The organism is Flavobacterium sp., from assembly GCF_050696275.1.
Lineage (GTDB): Bacteria > Bacteroidota > Bacteroidia > Flavobacteriales > Flavobacteriaceae > Flavobacterium.
On record NZ_JBOGUT010000025.1, the window covers coordinates 45,287 to 68,218 of the forward strand.

21 protein-coding genes and 1 pseudogene are annotated in these 22,932 nt (G+C 35.0%); 10 read left to right on the forward strand and 12 right to left on the reverse strand.

Annotation, left to right across the window (positions count from 1 at the left end):
* Window positions 1-4: 4 nt before the first annotated feature.
* The 5 genes from ACRDEC_RS12775 (at window position 5) to ACRDEC_RS12795 (ending at window position 6,233) form a co-directional block, all read left to right on the forward strand.
* Window positions 5-2,191, forward strand: coding sequence for a choice-of-anchor J domain-containing protein (locus tag ACRDEC_RS12775; RefSeq protein WP_431498744.1), 2,187 nt, complete (start codon window positions 5-7; stop codon window positions 2,189-2,191).
* An 87-nt stretch (window positions 2,192-2,278) separates the two neighbouring features.
* Window positions 2,279-3,277: a glycosyltransferase gene (locus ACRDEC_RS12780; RefSeq protein ID WP_431498745.1), complete on the forward strand. Its 999-nt coding sequence runs from the start codon at window positions 2,279-2,281 to the stop codon at window positions 3,275-3,277.
* 2 nt (window positions 3,278-3,279) lie between these two features.
* On the forward strand, window positions 3,280-3,867 hold the full coding sequence (coaE, locus tag ACRDEC_RS12785; RefSeq protein WP_431498746.1) for a dephospho-CoA kinase: 588 nt from the start codon (window positions 3,280-3,282) through the stop codon (window positions 3,865-3,867).
* A gap of 68 nt (window positions 3,868-3,935) precedes the next feature.
* Window positions 3,936-5,519 (forward strand): sensor histidine kinase, encoded by a 1,584-nt coding sequence (locus ACRDEC_RS12790; protein WP_431498747.1) that lies wholly within the window; start codon window positions 3,936-3,938, stop codon window positions 5,517-5,519.
* Window positions 5,520-5,522: 3 nt separating this feature from the next.
* Window positions 5,523-6,233: a response regulator transcription factor gene (locus tag ACRDEC_RS12795; RefSeq protein ID WP_431498748.1), complete on the forward strand. Its 711-nt coding sequence runs from the start codon at window positions 5,523-5,525 to the stop codon at window positions 6,231-6,233.
* Window positions 6,234-6,270: 37 nt separating this feature from the next.
* On the opposite strand, the gene ACRDEC_RS12800 is transcribed toward ACRDEC_RS12795, so the two are convergent.
* From ACRDEC_RS12800 to ACRDEC_RS12830, 7 genes are all read right to left on the reverse strand, one after another.
* Window positions 6,271-7,011 carry an acyl-[acyl-carrier-protein] thioesterase gene (locus ACRDEC_RS12800; RefSeq protein WP_431498749.1) on the reverse strand — a complete coding sequence of 247 codons (741 nt, stop codon included), beginning with the start codon at window positions 7,009-7,011 and terminating at the stop codon, window positions 6,271-6,273.
* A gap of 167 nt (window positions 7,012-7,178) precedes the next feature.
* Window positions 7,179-8,102: a tRNA (adenosine(37)-N6)-dimethylallyltransferase MiaA gene (miaA, locus tag ACRDEC_RS12805; RefSeq protein ID WP_431498750.1), complete on the reverse strand. Its 924-nt coding sequence runs from the start codon at window positions 8,100-8,102 to the stop codon at window positions 7,179-7,181.
* A 95-nt stretch (window positions 8,103-8,197) separates the two neighbouring features.
* The gene (locus ACRDEC_RS12810) at window positions 8,198-9,559 is read right to left on the reverse strand and encodes an exonuclease domain-containing protein (RefSeq protein WP_431498765.1); all 1,362 of its coding nucleotides are present in this window, start codon (window positions 9,557-9,559) and stop codon (window positions 8,198-8,200) included.
* Window positions 9,560-9,644: 85 nt separating this feature from the next.
* Window positions 9,645-10,304, reverse strand: coding sequence for a YggS family pyridoxal phosphate-dependent enzyme (locus tag ACRDEC_RS12815; RefSeq protein WP_431498751.1), 660 nt, complete (start codon window positions 10,302-10,304; stop codon window positions 9,645-9,647).
* A 29-nt stretch (window positions 10,305-10,333) separates the two neighbouring features.
* Window positions 10,334-11,554: a DUF1015 domain-containing protein gene (locus ACRDEC_RS12820; protein WP_431498752.1), complete on the reverse strand. Its 1,221-nt coding sequence runs from the start codon at window positions 11,552-11,554 to the stop codon at window positions 10,334-10,336.
* A gap of 87 nt (window positions 11,555-11,641) precedes the next feature.
* Window positions 11,642-12,529, reverse strand: coding sequence for a 3-hydroxyacyl-CoA dehydrogenase family protein (locus tag ACRDEC_RS12825; protein ID WP_431498753.1), 888 nt, complete (start codon window positions 12,527-12,529; stop codon window positions 11,642-11,644).
* Between the two features lie 25 nt (window positions 12,530-12,554).
* Entirely contained in the window at window positions 12,555-13,520 is a 966-nt protein-coding gene (locus ACRDEC_RS12830; RefSeq protein ID WP_431498754.1) for a Gfo/Idh/MocA family protein, read from the reverse strand.
* Window positions 13,521-13,651: 131 nt separating this feature from the next.
* Here ACRDEC_RS12830 and ACRDEC_RS12835 point away from each other — a divergent pair, with 131 nt between their 5' ends.
* The gene (locus tag ACRDEC_RS12835) at window positions 13,652-14,293 is read left to right on the forward strand and encodes a protein-L-isoaspartate(D-aspartate) O-methyltransferase (RefSeq protein ID WP_431498755.1); all 642 of its coding nucleotides are present in this window, start codon (window positions 13,652-13,654) and stop codon (window positions 14,291-14,293) included.
* A gap of 111 nt (window positions 14,294-14,404) precedes the next feature.
* Window positions 14,405-18,151 (forward strand): transglutaminase domain-containing protein, encoded by a 3,747-nt coding sequence (locus ACRDEC_RS12840; RefSeq protein ID WP_431498756.1) that lies wholly within the window; start codon window positions 14,405-14,407, stop codon window positions 18,149-18,151.
* Window positions 18,152-18,181: 30 nt separating this feature from the next.
* Here the strand turns inward: ACRDEC_RS12840 and smpB are convergent, their stop codons facing one another.
* Together smpB and ACRDEC_RS12850 are read right to left on the reverse strand one after the other, a co-directional pair.
* Window positions 18,182-18,637 carry an SsrA-binding protein SmpB gene (gene smpB / locus ACRDEC_RS12845; RefSeq protein WP_431498757.1) on the reverse strand — a complete coding sequence of 152 codons (456 nt, stop codon included), beginning with the start codon at window positions 18,635-18,637 and terminating at the stop codon, window positions 18,182-18,184.
* A 42-nt stretch (window positions 18,638-18,679) separates the two neighbouring features.
* Window positions 18,680-19,165 carry a histidine phosphatase family protein gene (locus ACRDEC_RS12850; protein WP_431498758.1) on the reverse strand — a complete coding sequence of 162 codons (486 nt, stop codon included), beginning with the start codon at window positions 19,163-19,165 and terminating at the stop codon, window positions 18,680-18,682.
* 57 nt (window positions 19,166-19,222) lie between these two features.
* Between ACRDEC_RS12850 and ACRDEC_RS12855 the strand changes: the two genes are divergently transcribed.
* Window positions 19,223-19,447 (forward strand): VF530 family DNA-binding protein, encoded by a 225-nt coding sequence (locus ACRDEC_RS12855; RefSeq protein ID WP_431498759.1) that lies wholly within the window; start codon window positions 19,223-19,225, stop codon window positions 19,445-19,447.
* Here the strand turns inward: ACRDEC_RS12855 and ACRDEC_RS12860 are convergent.
* From ACRDEC_RS12860 to ACRDEC_RS12870, 3 genes are read right to left on the reverse strand one after another with little or no spacing between them, the layout of a single operon-like run.
* Window positions 19,444-19,998 carry a DUF3575 domain-containing protein gene (locus tag ACRDEC_RS12860; RefSeq protein WP_431498760.1) on the reverse strand — a complete coding sequence of 185 codons (555 nt, stop codon included), beginning with the start codon at window positions 19,996-19,998 and terminating at the stop codon, window positions 19,444-19,446. The genes ACRDEC_RS12855 and ACRDEC_RS12860 overlap by 4 nt on opposite strands.
* A 24-nt stretch (window positions 19,999-20,022) precedes the next feature.
* Window positions 20,023-20,574: a GNAT family N-acetyltransferase gene (locus ACRDEC_RS12865; RefSeq protein WP_431498761.1), complete on the reverse strand. Its 552-nt coding sequence runs from the start codon at window positions 20,572-20,574 to the stop codon at window positions 20,023-20,025.
* A 2-nt stretch (window positions 20,575-20,576) separates the two neighbouring features.
* Window positions 20,577-21,425 (reverse strand): aldose 1-epimerase family protein, encoded by an 849-nt coding sequence (locus ACRDEC_RS12870; RefSeq protein ID WP_431498762.1) that lies wholly within the window; start codon window positions 21,423-21,425, stop codon window positions 20,577-20,579.
* A 193-nt stretch (window positions 21,426-21,618) separates the two neighbouring features.
* Here ACRDEC_RS12870 and ACRDEC_RS12875 point away from each other — a divergent pair, with 193 nt between their 5' ends.
* Both ACRDEC_RS12875 and ACRDEC_RS12880 read left to right on the forward strand, forming a co-directional pair.
* Window positions 21,619-21,900: a hypothetical protein gene (locus ACRDEC_RS12875; protein ID WP_431498763.1), complete on the forward strand. Its 282-nt coding sequence runs from the start codon at window positions 21,619-21,621 to the stop codon at window positions 21,898-21,900.
* A 128-nt stretch (window positions 21,901-22,028) separates the two neighbouring features.
* A pseudogene (locus ACRDEC_RS12880) lies at window positions 22,029-22,932 on the forward strand (M1 family peptidase); the annotation flags it as partial.

Here is a 22,932-nt window from a genome sequence, read left to right on the forward strand (position 1 = left end):
AACTATGAAGAAAATTACTTTTAATTTATTGTTAATCTGCACAATACTTATTTCAAGTGTTGCAAAAGCGCAATTTGCCGAGAGTTTCGATTCAGGAATTCCAGCTACTTGGACAGTTTTAAATCAAGATGGAGGTACAAATACTTGGGTAGCTAATGCTACAAGCACACATAGTGGTGCAGGAAATGTCCGTATTACTTATGAATCTAGTGCTCATGAAGATTATTTGATTTCTCCTAGTATTTCGGTTGTTAACGGATCAACTAACAGGGTTTCTTTTTGGGCAGGAATTGATGGGACTTTCTGGACAGAAACATTTCAAGTTAAATTATCAACCACCGGAACAGCATCTACTGATTTTAATGTTGTTTTAGGTACAGAAACGGCAACAACTAATGCAAGTGCTGCTAATTATACGCAATATACTTATGATTTATCGGCATATAACGGGCAAAACGTATATGTAGCTGTCGTAGCAACAGATACTGACAGATTGTATCTTTTTGTTGACGATTTTGTGAATGATGCACCACCAAGCACTGTTCCAAACTGTGCAACAGGCATTGTGAGTACTCCAAATCCTTCATGTGGAAATTTTTCAAATGCAATTTCTTGGGCTTCTGTAATTGGAGCTACTGGTTATAACCTATCAATTGGAACAACTTCAGGCGGTACTGAAGTAATAAACAATCAGAATGTTGCTCTTGCTACTTCTTACAATTTCTCTGGAGCAGCTAATACTACGTATTATTGGAAAGTAACACCATTTAATGGGATTGGATCAGCAGTTGGCTGTACCGAAAATACTTTTACAACAGCAGTGACTCCTTGTTATTGCACACCAGCTCCAACAAGTGTTGACGGTTCGGGAATAACGAATGTTACTATTGGAACAATTAACAATTCTACTACTGACGAAGCAGGTCATTATGGCGATTATACTGCTCAGATCACTGATGTTGCTCAAGGGTTAGCAGTTCCTTTTTCAATAACTTATGAAACTGGTTATACATACGATACTGCTATTTGGGTAGATTGGAATAATGATTATGATTTTGATGATGCCGGTGAAGATGTGTATACAGGAGTGTCAACTAATGCAAACCCAACGACACTTACAGGATCTTTTATTGTTCCGGGTACAGCATCATTGGGTAACCACAGAATGAGAATTGGTGGTCAGGATGGCGGTCCGGTTCTTACTTGTTATACCGATGCTTATGGTACTTTTGAAGATTATACGATAAATGTTATCTTGGCTTCATGTGTACCACCTGTTGCAACGGCTGCCGTTTCTGCAGATTGTGGAAACAATCAATTTTATGTTGCAGTAAATGTTACTGTTTTAGGAAGCGGAACACCAACAATTACTGATGGTACCACTACAATTCCTGTACCAGCAACCGGAAATTACCAAATGGGTCCATACGCATCAGGAAGCAATACTTCTATAATTGTTAATCATGGTTCTTCTGCGATTTGCAATCTTAATTTAGGTGCTTTTACTTATACTTGTCCTCCATTAAATGACAATTGTGCTGCTGCGATAGCATTAACACCAGGTGGAAATTTTGCTGCTCATCCTTTAGTTGCCACAAATATCGGTGCTACAGATTCAGCCGGAGAAACCGTGCCAGGATGTGCGTCGTATGCTGGTGGAGATGTTTGGTATACTGCCGTTGTTCCTGCATCAGGATCTTTAACTTTTGAAAATAATACAGAGACAGGAGGAATTACTGATTCCGCAGGTGCTGTATACAGTGGGACATGTGGAGCATTAGTATTAATTGATTGCGATGATTCAAGCAGCTCAGGTTCTGATGATCATCCAATGATTGAAGTTACAGGAAGAACACCAGGTGAGGTTCTTTATTACAGAGTTTGGGAATATGGAAATAATTCATTCGGGCAATTCAGAGTTTCGGCTTATGATGCATCGTTAAGTACTGCTTCATTTGATATGAATGGATTTAAAGCGTATCCTAACCCTGTGAAAGATGTTTTGAATCTATCTTATACAAAAGAAATCTCTAATGTATCTGTTCATAATTTAGTTGGACAAACAATCATGACTAAGACACTTAATGCAACTCACTCACAATTGGATTTATCTACATTGTCAAGCGGTACTTATTTAGTGAAAGTTACTGTAGATAATTTAGTGCAAACAATTAAAATTGTAAAACAATAGTTGAATAAGTTATAATAATTTTAAAAAAGTCACCTCTTGGGGTGGCTTTTTTTTGTTAAAAATGTACCTTTGTCAAAATTTTTATGAATGAACTTTTCGTTTATTATTCCGGTTTACAATCGCCCTGATGAAATTGAAGAGCTTTTGGAGAGTTTGACCAAACAAACTTATAAACAGCCCTTCGATATTATTATTGTAGAAGATGGTTCAACTGTCCCTTGCGAACATGTCGTAGAAAAATACAAAAGCAGATTAGCGATTACGTATTACTTAAAATACAATTCAGGACCTGGCGATTCTCGTAACTTCGGAATGAGCCAGTCAAAAGGGGATTATTTTATTATTTTAGATTCGGATTGTATAATTCCTGAAAATTATTTAACAGAAGTTTCCAAAAGCCTTTCGGAGCAATATGTTGATTGTTATGGAGGTCCTGATGCGATGTTACCAAGCTTTTCACCTGTTCAGAAAGCCATAAATTTTGCGATGACTTCATTTATAACTACAGGAGGAATTAGAGGAGCTTCGGAAAAAATTGAAAAATTTCAACCCAGAAGTTTTAATATGGGTATTTCCAAAAAAGCATTTGAGGCATCAAAAGGTTTTTCAAATATCCACCCTGGTGAAGATCCGGATTTAAGTATACGACTTTGGAAATTAGGTTTTGAAACCAAGTTAATCTCTCCCGCTTTTGTATACCATAAACGCAGAATCGATTGGGAAAAATTCTATATTCAAGTAAATAAATTTGGAAAGGCAAGACCGATTTTAAATCATTGGTATCCAGAATATGCAAAGCCAACATTCTTTTTACCTTCTTTTTTTGTGATTGGTTTTTTTGCAGGTGTTATATCGGAAGTGTTTAATTTTGATTGGATTTTACAGATATATTTCGCTTATACAGTATTGATATTTTTGGTTTCATCCATCCAGAACAGAAATATTTATGTGGGATTTCTTTCTATAATTGCTGTTTGGAGACAGTTTTTCGGATACGGATTAGGATTTATTCTATCGTTCTTTAAAATCAATATCCTGAAGAAAAAACCGCAAGAAGCGTTCCCTGAACTTTTTTTCAAAATATAATAATGACAAAAATTATAGGATTAACAGGAGGAATTGGAAGCGGTAAAACAACCATCGCTAATCTTTTTAAGTCCGAAGGTATTCCTGTATATATTGCTGACGATGAGGCAAAAAAAATAATGAAATCATCGGAAGCTATCCAGAAAGTGGTGGCGGTTTTTGGGAATGAGGTTATAAAAGACAATTATATCGATACTAAAGCTTTATCATCAATTGTGTTTAATAATCCCGAGAAACTCAAAATGTTAAACCACATTATACATCCTTTAGTGAAAAAACATTTTGATGAATGGATTAACGAAAAGGAAAAATTTCCTTACATAATTAAAGAGGCTGCTATTCTTTTTGAAAGTGGGAGTTATAAATTTTGTAATAAAATAATTACAGTTATTGCTTCAAAGGAAACAAGAATTAAGCGAGTAATGCAAAGGGACAACGTGACAGAACAAGAGGTTTTGGACAGAATTAAAAACCAGTGGTCTGATAGTGAGAAAATTGCGAAAAGTGATTACATCATAGAAAACGAAAATTTAGAAGAGACTAAAATTCAATTTCAAAGAATTCTTAAAAAATTAAAAAATCTTCACTAAATTTACCAATTGTTAATCTTTGGTTAATCTTTTTAAGTTTTAAATGTTAAAAAGCTAATTTTGCTTCAATGAATAAAGCATTGTTCCGTTTTGTAGTTTTTTTAATGACACTTTCCCTGTTAGGAATAATTGTGGTGCAAGGTTATCTGATAAACGCTTCTTTTAAAAATAAAGACGAACAGTTCAAATACCAGGTTAAACAAGTCGTTGGAAATGTTTCTAAAAAACTTCAGGAGCAGGAAACATATGTTTTTCTTAGCAGATTCAACCAACTTAAAGACAGTATTGGTAAGATTCCTCAACAAAGCGAGCTGTTAAAGTTTTTCTATGTTGAAAAAAATGCAATTACTAACGAAACTATTATTTACTCAAATAGCATAATACCCGAAGATTATTCGGTTTCATCTTCGTTCTTTGATAAAAAAAATGATTCAACAAAGCTGAAAAGTTTTGTTTCTAAGCGGGTTACCGAAGTATACAACGAAAATAGATTGGATAATTCCGATATTCATAACGATGTTCAGCCATCTGAAAAGATTGAGAAATCAGGAAGAATGGATATTTTAGATAAAGTTCAGTATGAAATTTATTTTAAAGATATTGCAGCCACACGATCCATTACGCAACGTGTTTCAAACGAACAATTGCATGATTTACTGACTCAGGAACTTAGAGGATATGGAATTAAAACGCCATTTGAATTCGGAATTTACAGTAATGGGCTGGCTACAAAAGTAAAATCGGAAAAATTCAAGTATGATAAGAGGTACACGTATGATATTCCAGTTTTTACAGATAATGATGGTGTAAGCAAATACCAGTTACTGGTAAGTTTCCCGCAGCAGAAACTATTTCTGATGTCGGATTTAATCGGGATTGCTCTGCTGGCATTTCTGTTTACGGCAATTATTATCGTTGCTTATTACAGTGCATTGAATCAATTGAATAAACAACGTCATATTTCGCAGATTAAAACCGATTTCATCAACAATATGACGCACGAGTTCAAAACGCCTATTGCTACCATTAATTTAGCTTTAGACGCCATTAGAAACCCAAAAATCATAGACGATAAGGAAAAAGTCTTTCGTTATCTTCAAATGATAAAGGATGAAAACAAACGAATGCATGCGCAAGTTGAAAATGTTCTTCGAATCTCTAAATTAGAGAAGAAGGAACTTGATATAAAAAAGGAATCATACGATATGCATGACATTGTTGAAGAAGCAGTCGAACACGTAGGTATGATTATGGAAGATAGGGAAGGAACTATCAAAGTAAACCTGAAAGCGACAAAAACAACAGTTTTGCTTAACGATGTTCACTTTACAAACGTATTAGTCAACATATTGGAAAATGCAATTAAATATTCACCGGAAAAACCTGTGATAACAGTTACCTCAGAGAATATTAAGAATTTTATTGTTGTTAAGATTAAAGATCAGGGTTTAGGAATAAGCAAAGTATCTCAAAAGAAAATATTCGATAAGTTTTATCGGGAACATACCGGAGATATTCATAACGTAAAAGGCCACGGATTAGGTTTGGCTTACGTAAAAAGAATCGTAGACGACCATCACGGTGAAGTTATGGTTGAGAGCGAAAAGGGAAAAGGAAGTACATTTATAATTAAACTACCATTAATTTATTAAATTATGGAAACAAACAAAAAAATATTATTAGTAGAAGATGATCCTAACTTTGGATCAATACTACGTGATTATCTTTCAATGAACGATTTTGAGGTTACTTTAGCCAAAAATGGTATGGAAGGTTTTGAAAAATTTAAAAAGGACAACTACGATCTGTGTATTCTGGATGTAATGATGCCATACAAAGACGGTTATACATTAGCTAAAGAAATCCGTGAGAAAAATAAAGATGTGCCTTTAATTTTCCTGACTGCAAAATCAATGAAAGAGGATGTACTTAAAGGATATAAAGTAGGTGCAGACGATTATTTGAATAAACCATTTGATTCTGAAGTTTTACTGATGAAAATCAAAGCAATTATTCAGCGTAAAGCTTCTGAAACAAAAGCGGATGTAGCTAAATTTGAGTTTAAAATCGGGAAATTCGATTTGAATTCTAAACTTCGCTTCCTGACTTACCCTGGTGATGAGCCAATTAAATTATCACCAAAAGAAAATGAATTGCTTAAAATGCTGGCACTTCACGAAAATGATTTAATGCCAAGAGAATTGGCGCTGACAAAAATATGGAGAGATGATAACTACTTTACTTCAAGAAGTATGGACGTATACATTGCCAAACTTCGTAAATATTTAAAAGCTGATGATGGCGTTGAAATCCTAAATATTCATGGTGAAGGATTTAGATTAGTCATTAAAAATGCAGCAGTATAAAACAAAAAAAGCTTCGGGGTAATAACCGAAGCTTTTTTTATTTTAAATCTAAGATTAGGGCGAAACAGACTTTCCCGCTTTTAGTGACGGAGTAGTAGTTTTGATGTTGCTCTTTCGAATGATTTATTTCTACATTGTCGTTTAGGTTTAATTCTCGCAAAAAGTTCATTTCGAAGCTTTTGATTTGTTGTTTCAGGATTAATTTCGGATCTAAAGTATCCAGACACCATTCGAGGTATTTTACGTTATTGACATGATTTACAATATCCAGATCGGATAAAACCACCACTCTTTCAGTTACTTTTTCTGTTTCCTTGAGAATATTGATTCTTGAGAAACTTTCTGCTGTTGCTTTGTAATCAGGGTATTTTTCGAAGTGTTCATGAGGGAGAATCGGTGGTTCTGCTTTGCGTAATTGTGTATTGAAAACAGCCCAATAGGTTGTGGCGCCGGCAATTTTGATTCCATTGAGATGCATTTCGATATTACGGATGCAACGGGAACCTTCCATACTTTCTATCCATGTTTTTACAGTCACCTTATCCTGCCATTTTGGGAGCGAATCAATTTCTACACGGATTCTGCTTAGAACCCATGCCTGATGATGTTCTTGCATATCATTAAAACTCAATCCTCCAATGATAGAATGCTCTGCAGCGGTTAATTGCAGTAAATTGCAAAGGTCAGCATACTTTAAATAAGCGTTTGGGGCACATTGCGTAAAATTGATTTCCCAATTGTGAGAATAAATGGAGGTGAAGTTTGGTGAAATTGCCATGTTGGTTGTGATATGAATTATAGGTTGTGTGCGTTGTGTCCTGTTTTTAAACTGATGTAGTACTATTTTAATTTAAATTTTCTTCATTTGATTTGTTGATCAAGGAGAAAACTTATTGTGCCTAGTTCATAAGCATTGTACCAAACATAGTGTTTTAATTCCGTATTTTATTGCTCTATATTGGTTTTGATGTGCGTTATAATTTGTGCTAAAGGAGTCTGATAATCAAACCAAGCAGTATTTTCCGTACGTTTGAACCAAGTCATTTGGCGTTTGGAAAAACGACGTGTGTTTTTCTTGATTTCTTCTATGGCAAAATCTAATGAAATGGTACCGTCAAAATAATCAAAAAGCTCCCGGTAGCCAACAGTTTGCAGGGCGTTTAAAGTTTTATTCGGGTACAGTGATTTGGCTTCTTTGAGCAAACCCATTGTCATCATAAGATGAACACGCTGATTGATTCTGTCGTACATAATCTGCCTGTCTGCTTCTAAGCCAATAACAATAGGGGTAAAGTTCCGTTTGTTCTTTTCTTTGTTTAAAAAGGATGAATACGGCTTTCCGGTGCTCAAACAAACTTCGGTAAAACGCATCATCCGTTGCGGGTTTTGCAGGGTTTGCGGATTTTCAGTCATGATTGTGCCGAAGTATTCCGGATCCAGCAGTTGCAATTGTTCCTGTAAATAGTCAATTCCTTTAGCTTCGTAATCGCTTCTGACCTGTTCTCGGATATTCGGTTCGATGTTAGGGAAAGTATCAAACCCTTTGAGAATGGCATCGACATACAATCCCGAGCCGCCCACCATGATCTGAATATTTTTTTTGAGGAATAATTCGTCCAGCTTAGCTAACGCTTCACGTTCAAAATCACCAACCGTATACTCTTCAAAAATGGATTTATTCTGGATAAAATGATGTGGAGCCTGCGTTAATTCCTCATCGCTGGGCACTGCCGTCCCGATTTTCATTTCCTTAAAAAACTGTCGGCTGTCACAGGAAATAATCTCGCAATCGAAATGTTGCGCCAAGGCAATACTCAAGGCTGTTTTTCCGATGGCTGTAGGGCCGATGATGGTAATTAAATAGTTCATTTAATGTATGCGTTTTTAGCCCCGATAGTAGTGTAAATCCTGTTATTGCGAGGAACGAACAATGACAGATTGGAACGGATAGCGGGAAATAGCTTCTAAAACTTAATAATTTTTGACACCCTTCTTTTTTTAATATAACTCTGAATGATATTTTTGGAATCCCGGTTGTTTTCCATAGGAATGATGATGTTTTTCAGGATTTCGATATTGGTGATCTGATGGTTTAAATCGTAAAAACAATAGCCTTTGTATACGCCGTCTTCGATTAAAACAGCGCTGCGTTCGTTGATATTTCGACCTCGGTCGACAATCACCATGTTTTGGTTCTGCAATTGGTTGTTTTTCAGGAAATCAGTGACGCGGGCGTTGTAGTCAGCAGGGGATTCCTGACCGATACAGGCACCTTTGCATTGTTTGATGTCGTATTGGAAACATTCCTTTTTGGTGTCATATAAACCATTCACTTTTTGGCAGAACTGGTAGTCTGAAGTGATCTTGTTAAGCATGTTTTTTCCTTCTAAAAGTGTTGAAAATGAAGTGATTTCTTTCTTCCTTCCGTCTGCTTTTTTGAGGATTAAAGCGAGGTAGCCTTCCTTATTTTTTTCGGCATACAGGGCAAAAGGGAAAATGGTTTTCTTTTGCGAACGGTTGTAAGCCGGTTTGTTTATTTTTATTTCTTCGCTTTCTTTCAAAAGAGCGATGAGTTCGTTTCCGGTTTCTTCAAAAGTTACTGTGAAAACCTCTAATTGCATTTTTTTTGCTTTACGCGAAGTACCCGTAAAATGCTGGTTGACCCGTTTTTTGATGTTTTTGCTCTTGCCGATATAGATAATGGTTCCGTCTTCGCGATGGATATAATAAATGCCTGTTTTTGACGGAAGTCCTTCGACAATATCCAGTAATTTGGGAGAAATCCCCGATTTGATTTCTGTTTTGATGTAGCTTTTTACAATTTCTTTTTCGAGATCTTTCGACAAAAGCATTTTGAAAAGCTTTACTGTTGCTAAGGCATCCCCGGTCGCACGATGTCTGTCAGCCATAGGGATTCCCAGTTCACGGACTAATTTTCCTAAGCTGTAGGATTGATGTCCCGGAAGGAGTTTTTTAGACAATTCGACGGTACAAAGTGTTGGTTTTTCAAAATCATAACCCAAACGACGGAATTCCGTGCGAAGGATGCGGTAATCGAATGAAGCATTGTGCGCTACGATGATGCAATCTTGAGTGATTTCTATAATGCGTTTGGCGACTTCATAAAATTTCGGAGCCGAACGCAGCATGGCGTTGTTGATTCCTGTTAGCTTTACCACAAACGGCTGAATGGGAATTTCGGGATTGACTAAACTGATAAACTGATCCACGACTTCCTGACCATCGAATTTATAGATGGCGATTTCGGTAATTCCTTCTTCGTTAAACTGACCTCCGGTAGTTTCTATGTCGAGTATTGCGTAAATAATCTTCTTTTTTTTAACAGCTAAGTACGCAAAAAAATCATAGCGTTCATAGCATTTAACCTTTATAAATCTTACGATTTAATTTTTATCGTCCTCCAAAGATACTACTTCCAATCCGAACCATAGTGCTTCCGCATTCGATTGCGAGCTGATAATCGCCGCTCATCCCCATGGATAGGGTTGATAACTGGCAATTGACGATAGGTTCTGATTTTATTTTATCGAAAATAGTCCTTAAGGAAGTGAATTCTTTTTTGAGTTGGTTTTGGTCTTCAGTAAATGTTGCCATTCCCATAAGTCCTTTAATTCGGATGTTTTCAAGAGATTGAAATGTTTCGGAATGCAATAATTCGTTTAACTCATTTTCATCCAATCCGAATTTAGTTTCCTCGTCAGCGATATAAATTTGTAACAAACAATCGATTACCCGGTTGTATTTTTGCGCCTGTTTGTCGATTTCCACCAATAGTTTTAGGCTGTCTACACCATGAATCAGGTCGACGTATTCAGCCATGTGCTTGACTTTGTTGGTTTGTACATGTCCAATCATGTGCCATTCGATGTTTTTAGGCATCTGCTCGTACTTTTCAGTCATTTCCTGAATTTTGTTTTCACCGAAAATGCGTTGGCCGGCTTCATAAGCTTCCATCAAATCGCTAACTGGTTTGGTTTTAGAAACCGCTACCAGGGTTACATGCGGCGGAATGGTGGATTTTATATGTTCGAGGTTGGACTGTATTGACATTGTTGTTAATTTTTGTTCCTTGCAATGATTTATAGTTCATAAACAACTAAACCGCTTCTGAACTTCGGTTCGATGTAAGTACTTTTAGGCGGCATAATCAGACCTAAATCAGCTATGGCTTTAATTTCTGAGATATCGATAGGGTAGAGCATGAAGCCTACTTCGTATTCGCCGCTGTCGACCATGTCTTTGATGGATGTGATGGATCTTGTGCCGGGAATGTAATCAATCCGTTCATCGGTACGTAAATCGCCCAAGCCTAAGATGGGACTTAAAACCGTATCGTATAAAATTTGTGCGTCTAGCTGCTCGAGTGCATTTCCGAAAGAGAAATTATCCTCTTTGAGTCGTAAGGCATAAAACTCGCCATTGAAATACATTCCGAATTCGTATTTGCGCTTCGGTTTCCACAACTCTTGTTTTTTACTTTTGATAACGAAGTTTTCCGCTATTCTTTTGATGAAATCATCTTTGGAATTTCCGTTTAAATCACGAATGATACGGTTGAATTCGTATATTTTCACATTAGAATCAGCGATGAGGAAACTCATGAAATAATTCAGATTTTCATTACCGGAATCTTTGTCCTGTTCGTATAATAATTCGGCAGAAGCAGAGCGATGATGACCATCAGCAATGTATAAATCGCCGATATCCTCGAATTGATTCTGAAGCCAATTGATTTCGGTTTCGCTGTCAATTTTCCAAAGAGTATGCTTTTCTTTGTTGGTTGTTGAAAATTCGTATAACGGAGTTCCCAGTTTTTTTCGGGTAATCCATTCGTTTAATTCGGAATTATCCTGATAAGTCATCAGAACAGGTTCTGTATTAAAACCTGTTTGATGCAAATAATCTTTAAATAAATCAACACGATACTGTAAGGTGTCCTCGTGTTTTCTGATGATATTTTCCTGATAATCCTTTATGGAAGTTCCAGCCAGAATTCCGGTAAACGTGTGGTTTTTCGAATGAATTTCGTAAACATAGAAAACTGCTTTTTCTTCCGGAACCAAAATACCTTCTTTCTTAAAATCCTGGTATTTGTGTTCGACCATTTTAAAGCGCTTGTCCCAACCTAATTTCTGCTGGTTTACATAAGCCGGATTCAGGATATGCAAGAAAGAAAACGGATTGAATTCAAGATAAGCTGCCAACTCTGCAGCACCGTAATCGTCATAGGAACGGGAAGTTACCAGACTGACTTTATCGGCTGTAGGGCGGATTGCTTTAAAAGGTGTTATTTTAGCCATAATTTAACCGCAAAATGCGCCAAATTTTTCGCAAAGGTCACAATTAAGCGTTCTTTACGCTTACTTTGCGAACCTTGCAGTTAGATATTATATGAATTGCTTAGCTACTTTTTCTGCTTTTTTACTTTCAGAATAATCGTAGAAACCTTCACCGGATTTTACACCTAGTTTTCCTGCCATTACCATGTTTACCAATAGCGGGCAAGGTGCATATTTTGGATTCTTGAATCCGTCGTACATTACATTCAGGATAGAAAGACATACATCCAATCCGATAAAATCAGCTAGTTGTAATGGACCCATCGGGTGTGCCATTCCTAATTTCATTACGGTATCAATTTCAGCAACTCCAGCCACACCGTTGTATAATGTTTCAATAGATTCGTTGATCATTGGCATTAAGATACGGTTAGCAACGAATCCTGGATAATCGTTTACTTCTGTTGGTGTTTTTCCTAATTTTACTGATAAATCCATGATGATTTTAGTTACTTCATCAGAGGTATTGTAACCACGGATGATTTCCACTAATTTCATGATAGGCACCGGATTCATGAAGTGCATTCCGATTACTCTTTCCGGATGAACAACCTGAGCTGCAATCTGTGTGATAGAGATAGAAGATGTATTAGAAGCCAAAATAACATTATGCTCACAGGCATCGCTCAATTGCTTGAAGATGTTCATTTTTAATCCTACATTTTCAGTAGCCGCTTCAACCACTAAATCACAACCAACCACACCGTCTTTGATGTCAGTATAGGTGATAATGTTTCCAATAGTTTTGTGTTTGTCTTCTTCAGATATAGTTCCCTTAGTCACCATACGATCCAGATTTGCGGCGATAGTTGCCATACCTTTTTCCAGTGATTTTTCTGAGATATCAATAAGTTTAACGGTAAATCCGGATTGTGCAAAAGTATGGGCAATTCCGTTACCCATTGTTCCAGCTCCAATGACAGCTATGTTTTTCATTTTGTATTAGTTATTGTTTTTTGTTTTATTTTTTAAAGCAATCGATAATCTGATAAGCTACTCTTAATGCTTCTGTCGCCTGTTCCAAAGTAACTACCGGAGTAGTATTGTTATTGATGGCATCAGCGAACGTTTCCAGTTCATCCAAGATGGCATTGTTAGGCTCTACAGATGGATTATCGTAGTAAATTTGTTTTTTTAACCCTTCAGCATTTTGGAGAATCATATCGAAGTCACCTGGAACTTCCGGAGCATCTTTCATTTTTACAACTTCACACACTTTATCCAAATAATCGACTGATATATAGGCATCTTTTTGGAAGAAACGTGATTTACGCATGTTCTTCATTGAGATTCTGCTTGAAGTGATATTAGCCACACAACCGTTTTCGAATTCGAGACGGGCATTGGCAATATCAGGAGAATCACTGATTACCGAAACACCACTGGCGCTGATATTCTTTACTTTCGAATTGACCACACTTAAAATAGCGTCGATATCGTGAATCATCAAGTCTAAAACTACAGGAACATCAGTACCGCGTGGATTGAATTCAGCCAAACGATGGGTTTCGATAAACATTGGGTTTTCGATTTTATCCTTAACAGCCATAAACGCCGGATTGAAGCGTTCAACGTGACCTACTTGTCCTTTTACATTGTATTCATTAGCCAAAGCTATGATCTCTTCTGCCTCATCAACGGTGGTTGAAATAGGTTTTTCGATAAAAACATGTTTGCCGGATTTGATGGAAACTTTAGCGCATTTGTAATGGGAAAGCGTTGGTGTTACAATATCAATTACATCGACAGCATGAATTAATTTGGCAATGGTATCAAACCGTTTGTAACCAAATTCGTTGGCTATTTTTTCGGCATATTCCTGATTTTCATCATAAAACCCTACCAGTTCGTATTTTTCAGATTGATTGAGTAATCGTAAATGTATTTTTCCGAGGTGACCGGCACCTAACACGCCAATTTTTAACATAAAAATGTATTTTGAACAAAAATAGGAATTAATTAATAATTGCTTCGACAGTTCGCAAAAAAAATGCTCGGGTTATAATTGATAATTGGCAATTTGTTTTCTAATTTTACGGAAAATAATTCGCCAAAATAGTGAAAGACTCAGCCAAACATCAAGGACTTCGAAATCAGTTAGTAAACGTTTTACAATTAAAAGGTATTGCGGATAAAAATATATTGGAAGCAATCAGGAAAATTCCAAGACATCTGTTTTTGAATTCGAGTTTTGAGGATTTTGCCTATCAGGATAAGCCATTTCCAATTGGAGCAGGCCAGACTATCTCGCAACCTTATACCGTGGCTTTTCAGACAGAATTACTGCAAGTTAAAAAAGAAGACAAGATTTTAGAGATTGGTACAGGGTCAGGTTATCAGACTGCTGTTTTATGTCTTTTAGGAGCCAAAGTTTTTTCTATTGAACGTCAAAATGAATTATTTAAGAAAACGTCTCTGTTATTACCGAAATTAGGCATACGCCCAAAACATCTGGTTTTTGGAGATGGATATAAAGGATTACCTAATTATGCCCCTTTTGACAGTATTATTGTAACTGCAGGAGCTCCCATTATTCCACAGCCTCTTATGGCACAACTAAAAATAGGAGGAAGGCTTGTTATTCCTGTTGGTGAAGACGTACAAGTGATGACTTTACTGATAAGAAAAAGCGAAACCCAGTTTGAAAAACATGAGTTTGGAGATTTCAGATTTGTTCCGTTATTGGAAGATAAAAACTAATTTGGTATTGCAGTAATTTATCTGTTTCAGATTGTCATTTTTAATTGCAGTTACAATACTGAAAATAAGAATTAAATTATGATATTTGTGCTTTATAATTAACCTCCAAGCATGAAGAAAATTACCCTTTTAGTATTATTGTTTACTAATTTTATCTATTCTCAGACAGATTACACCAATGTTCTTACTTTGTTGATTAATAACAAAAGACAAGAAGCAAGGAAATTGTTTGATAAGCAGTTTGAAAAAACTAAAACCACTTCTATCGATTTGCTCTTTTTGGATGCTATGATCGATTCAGAATCCGGAAAAATCGATTTCGACGAAAGTCTGATTAAAAATCTGGAAAAATTACCCAATTCCCAATATTATATTACTCCGTTTATTAACAGAAGCATGATTTTGAGCGATGTAAAAGAGAATACTTATAATGACTTGACGTATAAGAAAATTGACTTTTTATCTTCCTCTCCGAAATTTAAAGATCTGCCTATTGTGAAATACCGTAAAGCGATTTTTGAAGGCAGAAGGAAACAATTTGAGAATTCGAAGAAATCGTTTAAAGAGCTTGGATGCATTGACCAATGGCAGTTTTGTGGTGTGTTTGAAAACCTTAACGGCAGCGGGTTAGATATTGATTACGAGCCGGAACTGTATTCGAAAAACGATAAATTATTTGACGCCAACAGCAATGGATTTGTTGGTTGGTATAATCCGAAAAAAACACAGGAAGACCCGTATCATTTTTTCGAAAATGAAGCAGAATACGGAAACGGAATTATCTATGCACAGACTTTTATTCAATCGAATGAAAAGAAAAACTATATTTTAAGTTTTGGTGCGAACCAAGGATTGAAAATTTTCCTAAACGACAAAGAAATATATGTAAATCAGGATATTAAAAGAACAAATCTGGATGCGTATAATATTAAAATTCCTTTGGAAAAAGGAGTTAACAGGCTTTTGTTTAAACTCGAAGTAGGTTCGGGAAGCGATTATTTTTCGGCACAAGTTAAAAATTCAGATTTTACATTGGCCAGTGAACTGAAATTCAGTAACACTTATCAGCCTTATGTGGTTTCGTCTGCTGATACTTTTGAAGCAGAAGAAATCCCTTTGGATTACGAAAAATACTTTGATGATTTAGTGGCTAAGAATCCTAATAATGTTTTGTACAAACTGTATCAGTTTTCAGTTTATGAATCCAATTTTAAAAAGATAAAAGCTTTTGAAGCCCTTGAGGGATTAGATCAGAAATACCCAAACAGTTCTTTTATTGCAACCTATTTTATCCGTTATTATGATTTGCTGGGAGATGAGTCCCAGAAGATCCATGAGATTATGAAAAATATGGAAAGCAAAGATGAAGAGTACCATTATAATACCCTTTATAAATTGTTAGATGGAGAGTGGTTAACCGCTAGTTCAGTTCAGGAACTGGAAAAATACAGAGACAGATCCAAACAATACAAACAACAATATTATGAGTTGATGTTTGATTTTATGCTTGCTTCACGAAAAGCCGATATAGATGGTATGCTCCATTATATTGAAGAAATCAATAAGAATTCTTTTAATAATGAAAAATTTCAGATACTGATATCCAATCTTTATGTAAAACTGAAAGATGATAAGACAAAGGCTATTTCCATTTTGGAAAACATAGCTAAAGATAAAGACATCTATGAAGTAAATAATTTGCTTATTGGTCATTACAATGACCTTAACAGAAAAGACGATGTTAAGAAGATTATCACAGAAAGAATCAACAATTACCATTACATCAATAGTTTCAGAGACGATTATATCGGGATTTTAATTAATGAGAGTCAATATGATAAAGCATTGGCACTAATTGATGAAAATCTGGCTTATTTCCCGTATTCTTTCGTGAATTTTGAAAAAAAGGCTAACATCTATAGTCTGATGAAAAACGATAAAGAAGCAGAAAAATTTATCCGAAAATCGTTAGTTCATAATTCAGGAAACAGTGCTTTGAGAAAACAATTGTATGATATTACCAAAACACCGGATGAGATTGAACAGGTCGCTACCAAAGACATCTATAAAGTAGCTGCAGCAAGAAGAAATTCTAAACTGAAAAGCGATTATGGAGTAATTACCTTATTGGATGAATATATCGTGAATGTATTGCCTGAAGGCGGAAGAAAATCTAAAGTGACTTACTTATACGAAATTACAACGGAAAGCGGTATTGAAGATATGAAAGAATATGCTCTGGATATGAGTAATACAATTTTGAAATCGGAAATCATCAAACCTGACGGATCTATTATTCCTGCAGAAAAAGGAGATAATATGTTGGTTTTTTCTAATTTAAAAATAGGAGATATCGTTCATGTTGAATACGAGCGATATGAAAATTCATCAGGGCGTTTCTATAAAGATTTTAATATTTCCTGTTATTTTAACAGCACTTATCCTTCAGTTGAAGCATCATTTACGCTTATTCACCCTTCGGATTTGAAATATATTACTGATTTTTCCAATGGAGCAATTCCATTTACAACAAAAAAAATCAATAATAAAACCTGTACTGTCTGGAAGCGAACTAATATTGATGCGATTGCATTGGAAGAAAGTTATTCGCCTAATTTTAATGATCTGACCAATACCATCCGTGTTGGAACCATTAAATCATGGAAAGACATATCAAACTGGTACGCTGATTTGGTTAAAAAGAATCTGAAAACAGATAAAATAACCAAAACGGTATTTGCAGAGATTTTCCCAAAAGGGGTTCAGGGGATTTCGCAGGAAGAGATTGCTAAGAGAATTTATGCTTACATTGGTACTAATATCAAATACAGCTCACTTGACTTCAGACAAAGTGGTTATGTGCCTCAAAAGCCTTCAAAAACCATTACGACTAAATTAGGTGATTGCAAAGATGTTTCAACATTGTTTGTGGCATTATCCGAATTGGCAGGTTTAAAATCGAATCTGGTTTTGGTACTTACTAATGATAATGGTTTTAATTCGATGCGCCTTCCGTCAAGAGATTTCAATCATTGTATTGTGAGAACTACTATTAATAATAAAGAAGTTTTTCTGGAACTAACAGACAAATATTTACCATTTAAAGCTTTGCCGGCTTCTTTATATAAAGCGAATGCTTTGGTTATTTCATTTGACAAAGCTGTAAATGAAAATTCTAAACTAATAAATATCCCTTTTGATAATGCGCTTCATAACGTAGCTAAAACAAATACGGTGGTGACTATTGATGACAAATCGAAAACATTCGTAAACAAACATTTTATACAAGGAGCAACCAAGTCGTATTATAACGAATTGTTTTCAACCTCGACTACTGAAGATGTCCGTAAAAAAGAATTGGAAAGCAATTATAATACAAGACTTAAAAAAGTAATTTCACTGCAATCTATTAAGTTGCTTTCAAACGAAATGTTCGATAAAGAGATTGCCTATGAATCAAAATTTTCTATTTCAGAAAGCCTTCAAAAAGTTGGAAGCCTTAAGATTACTGAAATTCCGTTTATTGACAATGCTTATACCAGAGACATTATTTCAACAGAAACAAGACATTTTGATATTAATTATTTAGGGTATGAAAATAACAACGAATACGATTCTGAAATTATTCTGAATATACCTGCGGATAAGACTTTTTCTGAAATTCCGGCAAATAAGACATTAAATTTCAAAGAGCATAATTATTCTATTGCTTTTGAACTGATTAATAAAAATTCATTGAAAGTAACCCGAAAAGTCAGCATTCCTTGGGATAATATTACTACAACTGATTATTTTAATTATAAGAAGTTTGTTGAAAGTGTTATTGAAACCGAAGAGCAGATCGTAGGATTCAAGTAAAATAAAAACCCACCGTTAAGGTGGGTTTTTTTATTTGTATTCTTTTTTAATTCGATCTAAATCACGTTTGTTGTCCCGATCTTTTATGGTTTCTCGCTTGTCGTAATTTTTCTTTCCTCGACAAAGCGCAATGTCCAGTTTTGCCAGTCCTTTTTCGTTGGTAAACAGACGAAGGGGAATAATAGTCAAACCTTTATTCTGAACGTCTTTCAGTAAGCCTTTGAGTTCTCGTTTGTTTAATAATAACTTACGTTCGCTTTTGGGTTTATGGTTAAATTGATTTCCGAAGTGATATTCTTCAATATTCGAATTGATTACAAAAAGCTCGCTGTCCTGAAATTCACAAAAGCTTTCAGCGATTCCGGCCTTTCCTAATCGAATTGATTTGATCTCAGTTCCAGTCAAAACAATTCCAGCCGTATATCGATCTATAATTTCATATTCGAACTTGGCTCTTTTATTAAGTATGTTGACTGTTTTTTGCATAAGACTGCAAATGTAATAACAAATTGAGGAAAGCGCAATAGATTAAGGTAATTTCAATAACTGATAAGAAACAGAATCCTCAGTTAGTGTTATAATGTAGAGATTTCCAAAAACGGTCTCTTCAATATCACCAAACGTTTTTTTTCCGATAAGCAGGTTTACGAAGGTGGGAATTGTATTACTGTGACCAACAATCAAGACTGTTTTTCCGGAAGTTTCTTTTTTAAATTCAGTAATAGTAACTGACTGTGGATTGTAAATAGAGATTTCTTTTTTGTTTTTTTCAGCAATAGGAGTGGCTGTTTGTATCGTTCTTTTATAATCTGTGCTGTAAATAGCATCAAAACTGATTGCTGAAAAAATGCGATTCCAATTTCCTGCTCTTTCCGAACCGATTGCTGATAAATCAGGATTTTTTGAATTGTCCATTTTTTCCGCATGACGGATTAGATAGTAGGTTGTTGTCTTGTTTTGAGCAGACATAAATTGAGTAAGGCATAAAGCAAAAGCAGCCAGAATTATTTTCATAGGAAATAAATTTGGATATAAAATTAAACTATTTTTTGATTTTCGTATCTTTATACAATGGAAAACAAATCATCAAAAGATCCGTTACACGGGATAACTTTGCAACAGGTTTTAGAGGAACTGGTTAATTATTATGGCTTCGATACGTTAGGAGAATTAATAAAAATAAAATGTTTTACTGATAATCCCAGCATAAAATCCAGTCTTACGTTTTTGCGTAAAACAGAATGGGCCAGAAAAAAAGTAGAAGAATTATATATTAGGACTGAGTCCCGATTTTAATTAATTCTGTAGCAAAGCATGATTCCGCCTCGATATGGCAGCCATTCGCCGCTTTTATTGAATTTTCTTGCTCCTTCATAACGTTCATTCGTATCAAGGTAATATCCGTGGTAAAAAGCCTGTTGACTACCGCCTCCGATAAATAGGTCTAATCCGAATTTTTTTGAAAGCTCTGTTTGAAATCCTATAGTTCCGCCAACTAAATAATTGATACCCTTTTGGTAATATAAAGTGTTAGTGTAATCCCATTTCTGCAATTTAAATACACCGCCTCCTATATGGGCACCAATATAAAATCCTTCTGTGTTATTTTTGAAATGGTATCTTACCTCAGGAATTACCAATACAAACTGGAAAGGTCCGTTTTTTATTGATTTCCAGAAAGAGGCAGTAACATCAGCCTGGAAAGTAAATTTTTCAGCTATTGGTGTTTCAATTCCAATATTTGGGATAAGGGCAAATGAAGTTATAGTATTTGTCTTAATATACGTTTGGCCTTGCGTTATTCCGGAAATTAAAAGTAAAAAGAAGAGTAGTTTTTTTTGAAACATATATGATTGTTAATTGCGTTAAAGCTATTTTGTTTGTAAAAGCGAATAGACATAACTATCCAGGTATTTTCCCTGCCAAAAAGTATCTTCTTTAAAATGGCCTTCTCTGATGAAACCGTTTTTCTCCAGAAGCTTCCATGAAGAGAAGTTTTCAGGATCTGTAACTGCTTCAATCGAGTGAAGTTTTATTTCTTCAAAACCAAATTGTATTATTTCTGTCAATGCTTCCTGCATGATTCCTTTGCCGTGAAAATCATGAGAGAGCATATAGCCGATTTCAGCACGATGATTCTCGGGCTGCATACGGAAATAACCAATATTTCCAATCAAGATGTTGTCTTCTTTCAGGCAAATAGCCCAATTCATACATTCGCTTTTTTCCAAAAGAGATTCCATAAATTCAATATGTTTTATGGCATCTTCAATCGTTTTAGGCAACTCACGTGGAATGTATTTCATGATTTCCGGATTGGAACGAAGCGCAAACATTTCGTTAGCATCGTCGGTAATAATCCGGCGCAGGATTAATCTTTCTGTAGTCAGTACTTTAAATGGAGGAAAGGAAAAATCACTCATGGTTATAAAATTTCTATTGAAAATGAAGTTGTAAAATTTTCGTTACAATCTAAAATTAATATTCCTTCTTTCTGAAAAATATTTCCATTTGCATCAGCTGAATCAGCGTAACCATGCCAAGGTTCAATACAAAGAAATGGCGCTCCTGGCTTTGTCCAAATTCCAAGAAAAGGAAAGTTTTCAAAAGTAACTTTTAAAAATGAATTATTGTTTTTTAAAATCGTTAAATATTTTGATTTTAGGTTTTTAAAAACCAATGCGTCATTTTCGAATAAAGAATAATTTAGAGGTAGTAATTTATCGTTGAGAAATAGTGTTTTTGTCTTTCCTGAAAATTGCCCGTTTTCCAATTCATGGGTTGTCAAGGTTTTGTCGTTTTCAAAGGACAGAGTATACTCTTCAAAATCAGAATCGATAGCAAAAGCAGGATGTGCACCTATTGAAAATGGCATTTTTTCTTTTGAATTATTGATTACAAAATAACTGATTATCAAGGTTTTATAGTGTATAACGTATTGAATTTGGAGATCAAAATGAAAAGGATATTGCGACAAAGTCTGCTCGTTTTCTTTTAATGAAAACGTCACCGAATTATTTGTTTGTTCAGTAACATCAAAATTGAAATTTCTTGCAAAACCATGTCTGGAAAGCGTAAACGATTTATCCTTTATAGAATAAGAGTCGTTTCTCAATTTACCTACAATAGGGAATAAAACAGGGGAAGTTTTATCCCAAAATGTTTTGTCAACAGTCCAAATATAATTTGTCTTGTTTTTGTTCAGACTTATTAATTCTGCCCCTAATGAATTGATTTCTGCGGACAAATATTGGTTTTGGATTTCAATTTTCATGAAATGAATTTCTTTAAAAGATGCAAGGTATCACTTTATGTTTTTTTATGAAGTAATTACATCTATTTTTAATAAAATATAAAAATTTAACATTTTATAATGAATTAAAATTAAAAACAAGTGTTTTTCGTGTAATTTTTTTATTAAATTTATCATTCCTCAAATTTATTATTAAAATATTAACGCTAGTACTATGAATGTTGATTTTGAAACAATTGAAAAAGAAGCGATTACTGAATTGCATTTTCCTGAAAATGATGTGTTGGATGACAGAGAAGAAATTGAGCAAAGACACGTTGACTTAGACAGGGCACTGTCTCTCGGGAATTTAGAACACTCTAAAATTAAAATTTTTTTTGAAGATGATTCCTCAAAAAGGGTAGTTGAAACTACTATTTGGGGTGTCACTGATGAAAGGGTTATATTAAAGCAAGGAGTAGTTATACCTATTAACCGGATTTATAAATCTATTTAATTATTATATTTTGAGTTTAGTTATAAAAACACCAACATTGTTGGTGTTTTTTTATGTTATTTTTGCAGAAATATGTAACAAAATGATTAGCAGCTATTCTAATTGGCTCAATCAATCAATCAAAAATTATGAAATCAAACTTTTTTAAAGTGTTCTTAGCAACACTTTTGTTCGGTGTCTATTCAATGAATGCACAGCAAACAGGTAGTCAGACTACTTCAGAGTATAATTACCGTGATGCTTTTGCTCCCGGATTTTATACTAAAAACGCATCGGAAACGCGCTCAGCCAGTGGACAGCCTGGTCCGAAATACTGGCAAAACAGAGCAGATTACAACTTAACAGCTGTTTTAAATGAATCGAAAAATGAAATTTCGGGTTCAGCCATAATAACATACACTAATAATAGTCCGGATAAATTAGGGTTTCTTTGGATGCAATTAGACCAGAATTTATTCAAGAAAGATTCCAGGGGAAATGCTATTATACCTTTGAAAGGAAGTAGAAATGGAGCCAATGGACAGGATTTTGATGGTGGTTATACAATAAAATCAGTTAAAGTTATTTCTGCACTCAACGGTAAATCAGTTGAAAAGGAAGCTAAATACACAATTGTAGACACCAGATTGCAGGTAGATTTGCCTGAAGACCTGAAGGCCAATGGATCCAATGTAAAATTAAAAATCGATTTTTCTTTTGTATCGCCGGTTTATGGTTCAGACAGAATGGGGATTCTGGAAACTAAAAACGGAAAAGTATTCACGATAGCTCAGTGGTATCCTAGAATGTGTGTGTATGATGATGTAAAAGGCTGGAATACTTTACCTTATCTTGGAGCTGGTGAATTTTATCTGGAATATGGTGATTTTAATATTGCTATTACAGCTCCTGCGAGTCACATTGTAACTTGTTCAGGAGAACTCCTAAATCCGACAGAAGTATATACTGTTGAGCAGCAAAAGCGTTGGGAACAAGCGAAGCAAAGTGATAAAACAGTTATCATCCGTTCAGCGGAAGAAGTGACAAATGCAC

Excerpts from the sequence above, each read along its gene's own strand:
- ACRDEC_RS12775 (WP_431498744.1), top strand. The coding sequence starts at position 5 with ATGAAGAAAATTACTTTTAATTTATTGTTAATCTGCACAATACTTATT.
- ACRDEC_RS12780 (WP_431498745.1), top strand. The coding sequence starts at position 2,279 with ATGAACTTTTCGTTTATTATTCCGGTTTACAATCGCCCTGATGAAATT.
- ACRDEC_RS12825 (WP_431498753.1), bottom strand. The coding sequence starts at position 12,529 with ATGAAAAACATAGCTGTCATTGGAGCTGGAACAATGGGTAACGGAATT.
- miaA (WP_431498750.1), bottom strand. The coding sequence starts at position 8,102 with ATGAACTATTTAATTACCATCATCGGCCCTACAGCCATCGGAAAAACA.
- ACRDEC_RS12830 (WP_431498754.1), bottom strand. The coding sequence starts at position 13,520 with ATGTTAAAAATTGGCGTGTTAGGTGCCGGTCACCTCGGAAAAATACAT.
- smpB (WP_431498757.1), bottom strand. The coding sequence starts at position 18,637 with ATGCAAAAAACAGTCAACATACTTAATAAAAGAGCCAAGTTCGAATAT.
- ACRDEC_RS12875 (WP_431498763.1), top strand. The coding sequence starts at position 21,619 with ATGAATGTTGATTTTGAAACAATTGAAAAAGAAGCGATTACTGAATTG.
- ACRDEC_RS12865 (WP_431498761.1), bottom strand. The coding sequence starts at position 20,574 with ATGAGTGATTTTTCCTTTCCTCCATTTAAAGTACTGACTACAGAAAGA.
- ACRDEC_RS12855 (WP_431498759.1), top strand. The coding sequence starts at position 19,223 with ATGGAAAACAAATCATCAAAAGATCCGTTACACGGGATAACTTTGCAA.
- ACRDEC_RS12870 (WP_431498762.1), bottom strand. The coding sequence starts at position 21,425 with ATGAAAATTGAAATCCAAAACCAATATTTGTCCGCAGAAATCAATTCA.
- ACRDEC_RS12800 (WP_431498749.1), bottom strand. The coding sequence starts at position 7,011 with ATGGCAATTTCACCAAACTTCACCTCCATTTATTCTCACAATTGGGAA.
- ACRDEC_RS12840 (WP_431498756.1), top strand. The coding sequence starts at position 14,405 with ATGAAGAAAATTACCCTTTTAGTATTATTGTTTACTAATTTTATCTAT.
- ACRDEC_RS12860 (WP_431498760.1), bottom strand. The coding sequence starts at position 19,998 with ATGTTTCAAAAAAAACTACTCTTCTTTTTACTTTTAATTTCCGGAATA.
- ACRDEC_RS12795 (WP_431498748.1), top strand. The coding sequence starts at position 5,523 with ATGGAAACAAACAAAAAAATATTATTAGTAGAAGATGATCCTAACTTT.
- ACRDEC_RS12790 (WP_431498747.1), top strand. The coding sequence starts at position 3,936 with ATGAATAAAGCATTGTTCCGTTTTGTAGTTTTTTTAATGACACTTTCC.
- ACRDEC_RS12820 (WP_431498752.1), bottom strand. The coding sequence starts at position 11,554 with ATGGCTAAAATAACACCTTTTAAAGCAATCCGCCCTACAGCCGATAAA.
- coaE (WP_431498746.1), top strand. The coding sequence starts at position 3,280 with ATGACAAAAATTATAGGATTAACAGGAGGAATTGGAAGCGGTAAAACA.
- ACRDEC_RS12815 (WP_431498751.1), bottom strand. The coding sequence starts at position 10,304 with ATGTCAATACAGTCCAACCTCGAACATATAAAATCCACCATTCCGCCG.
- ACRDEC_RS12850 (WP_431498758.1), bottom strand. The coding sequence starts at position 19,165 with ATGAAAATAATTCTGGCTGCTTTTGCTTTATGCCTTACTCAATTTATG.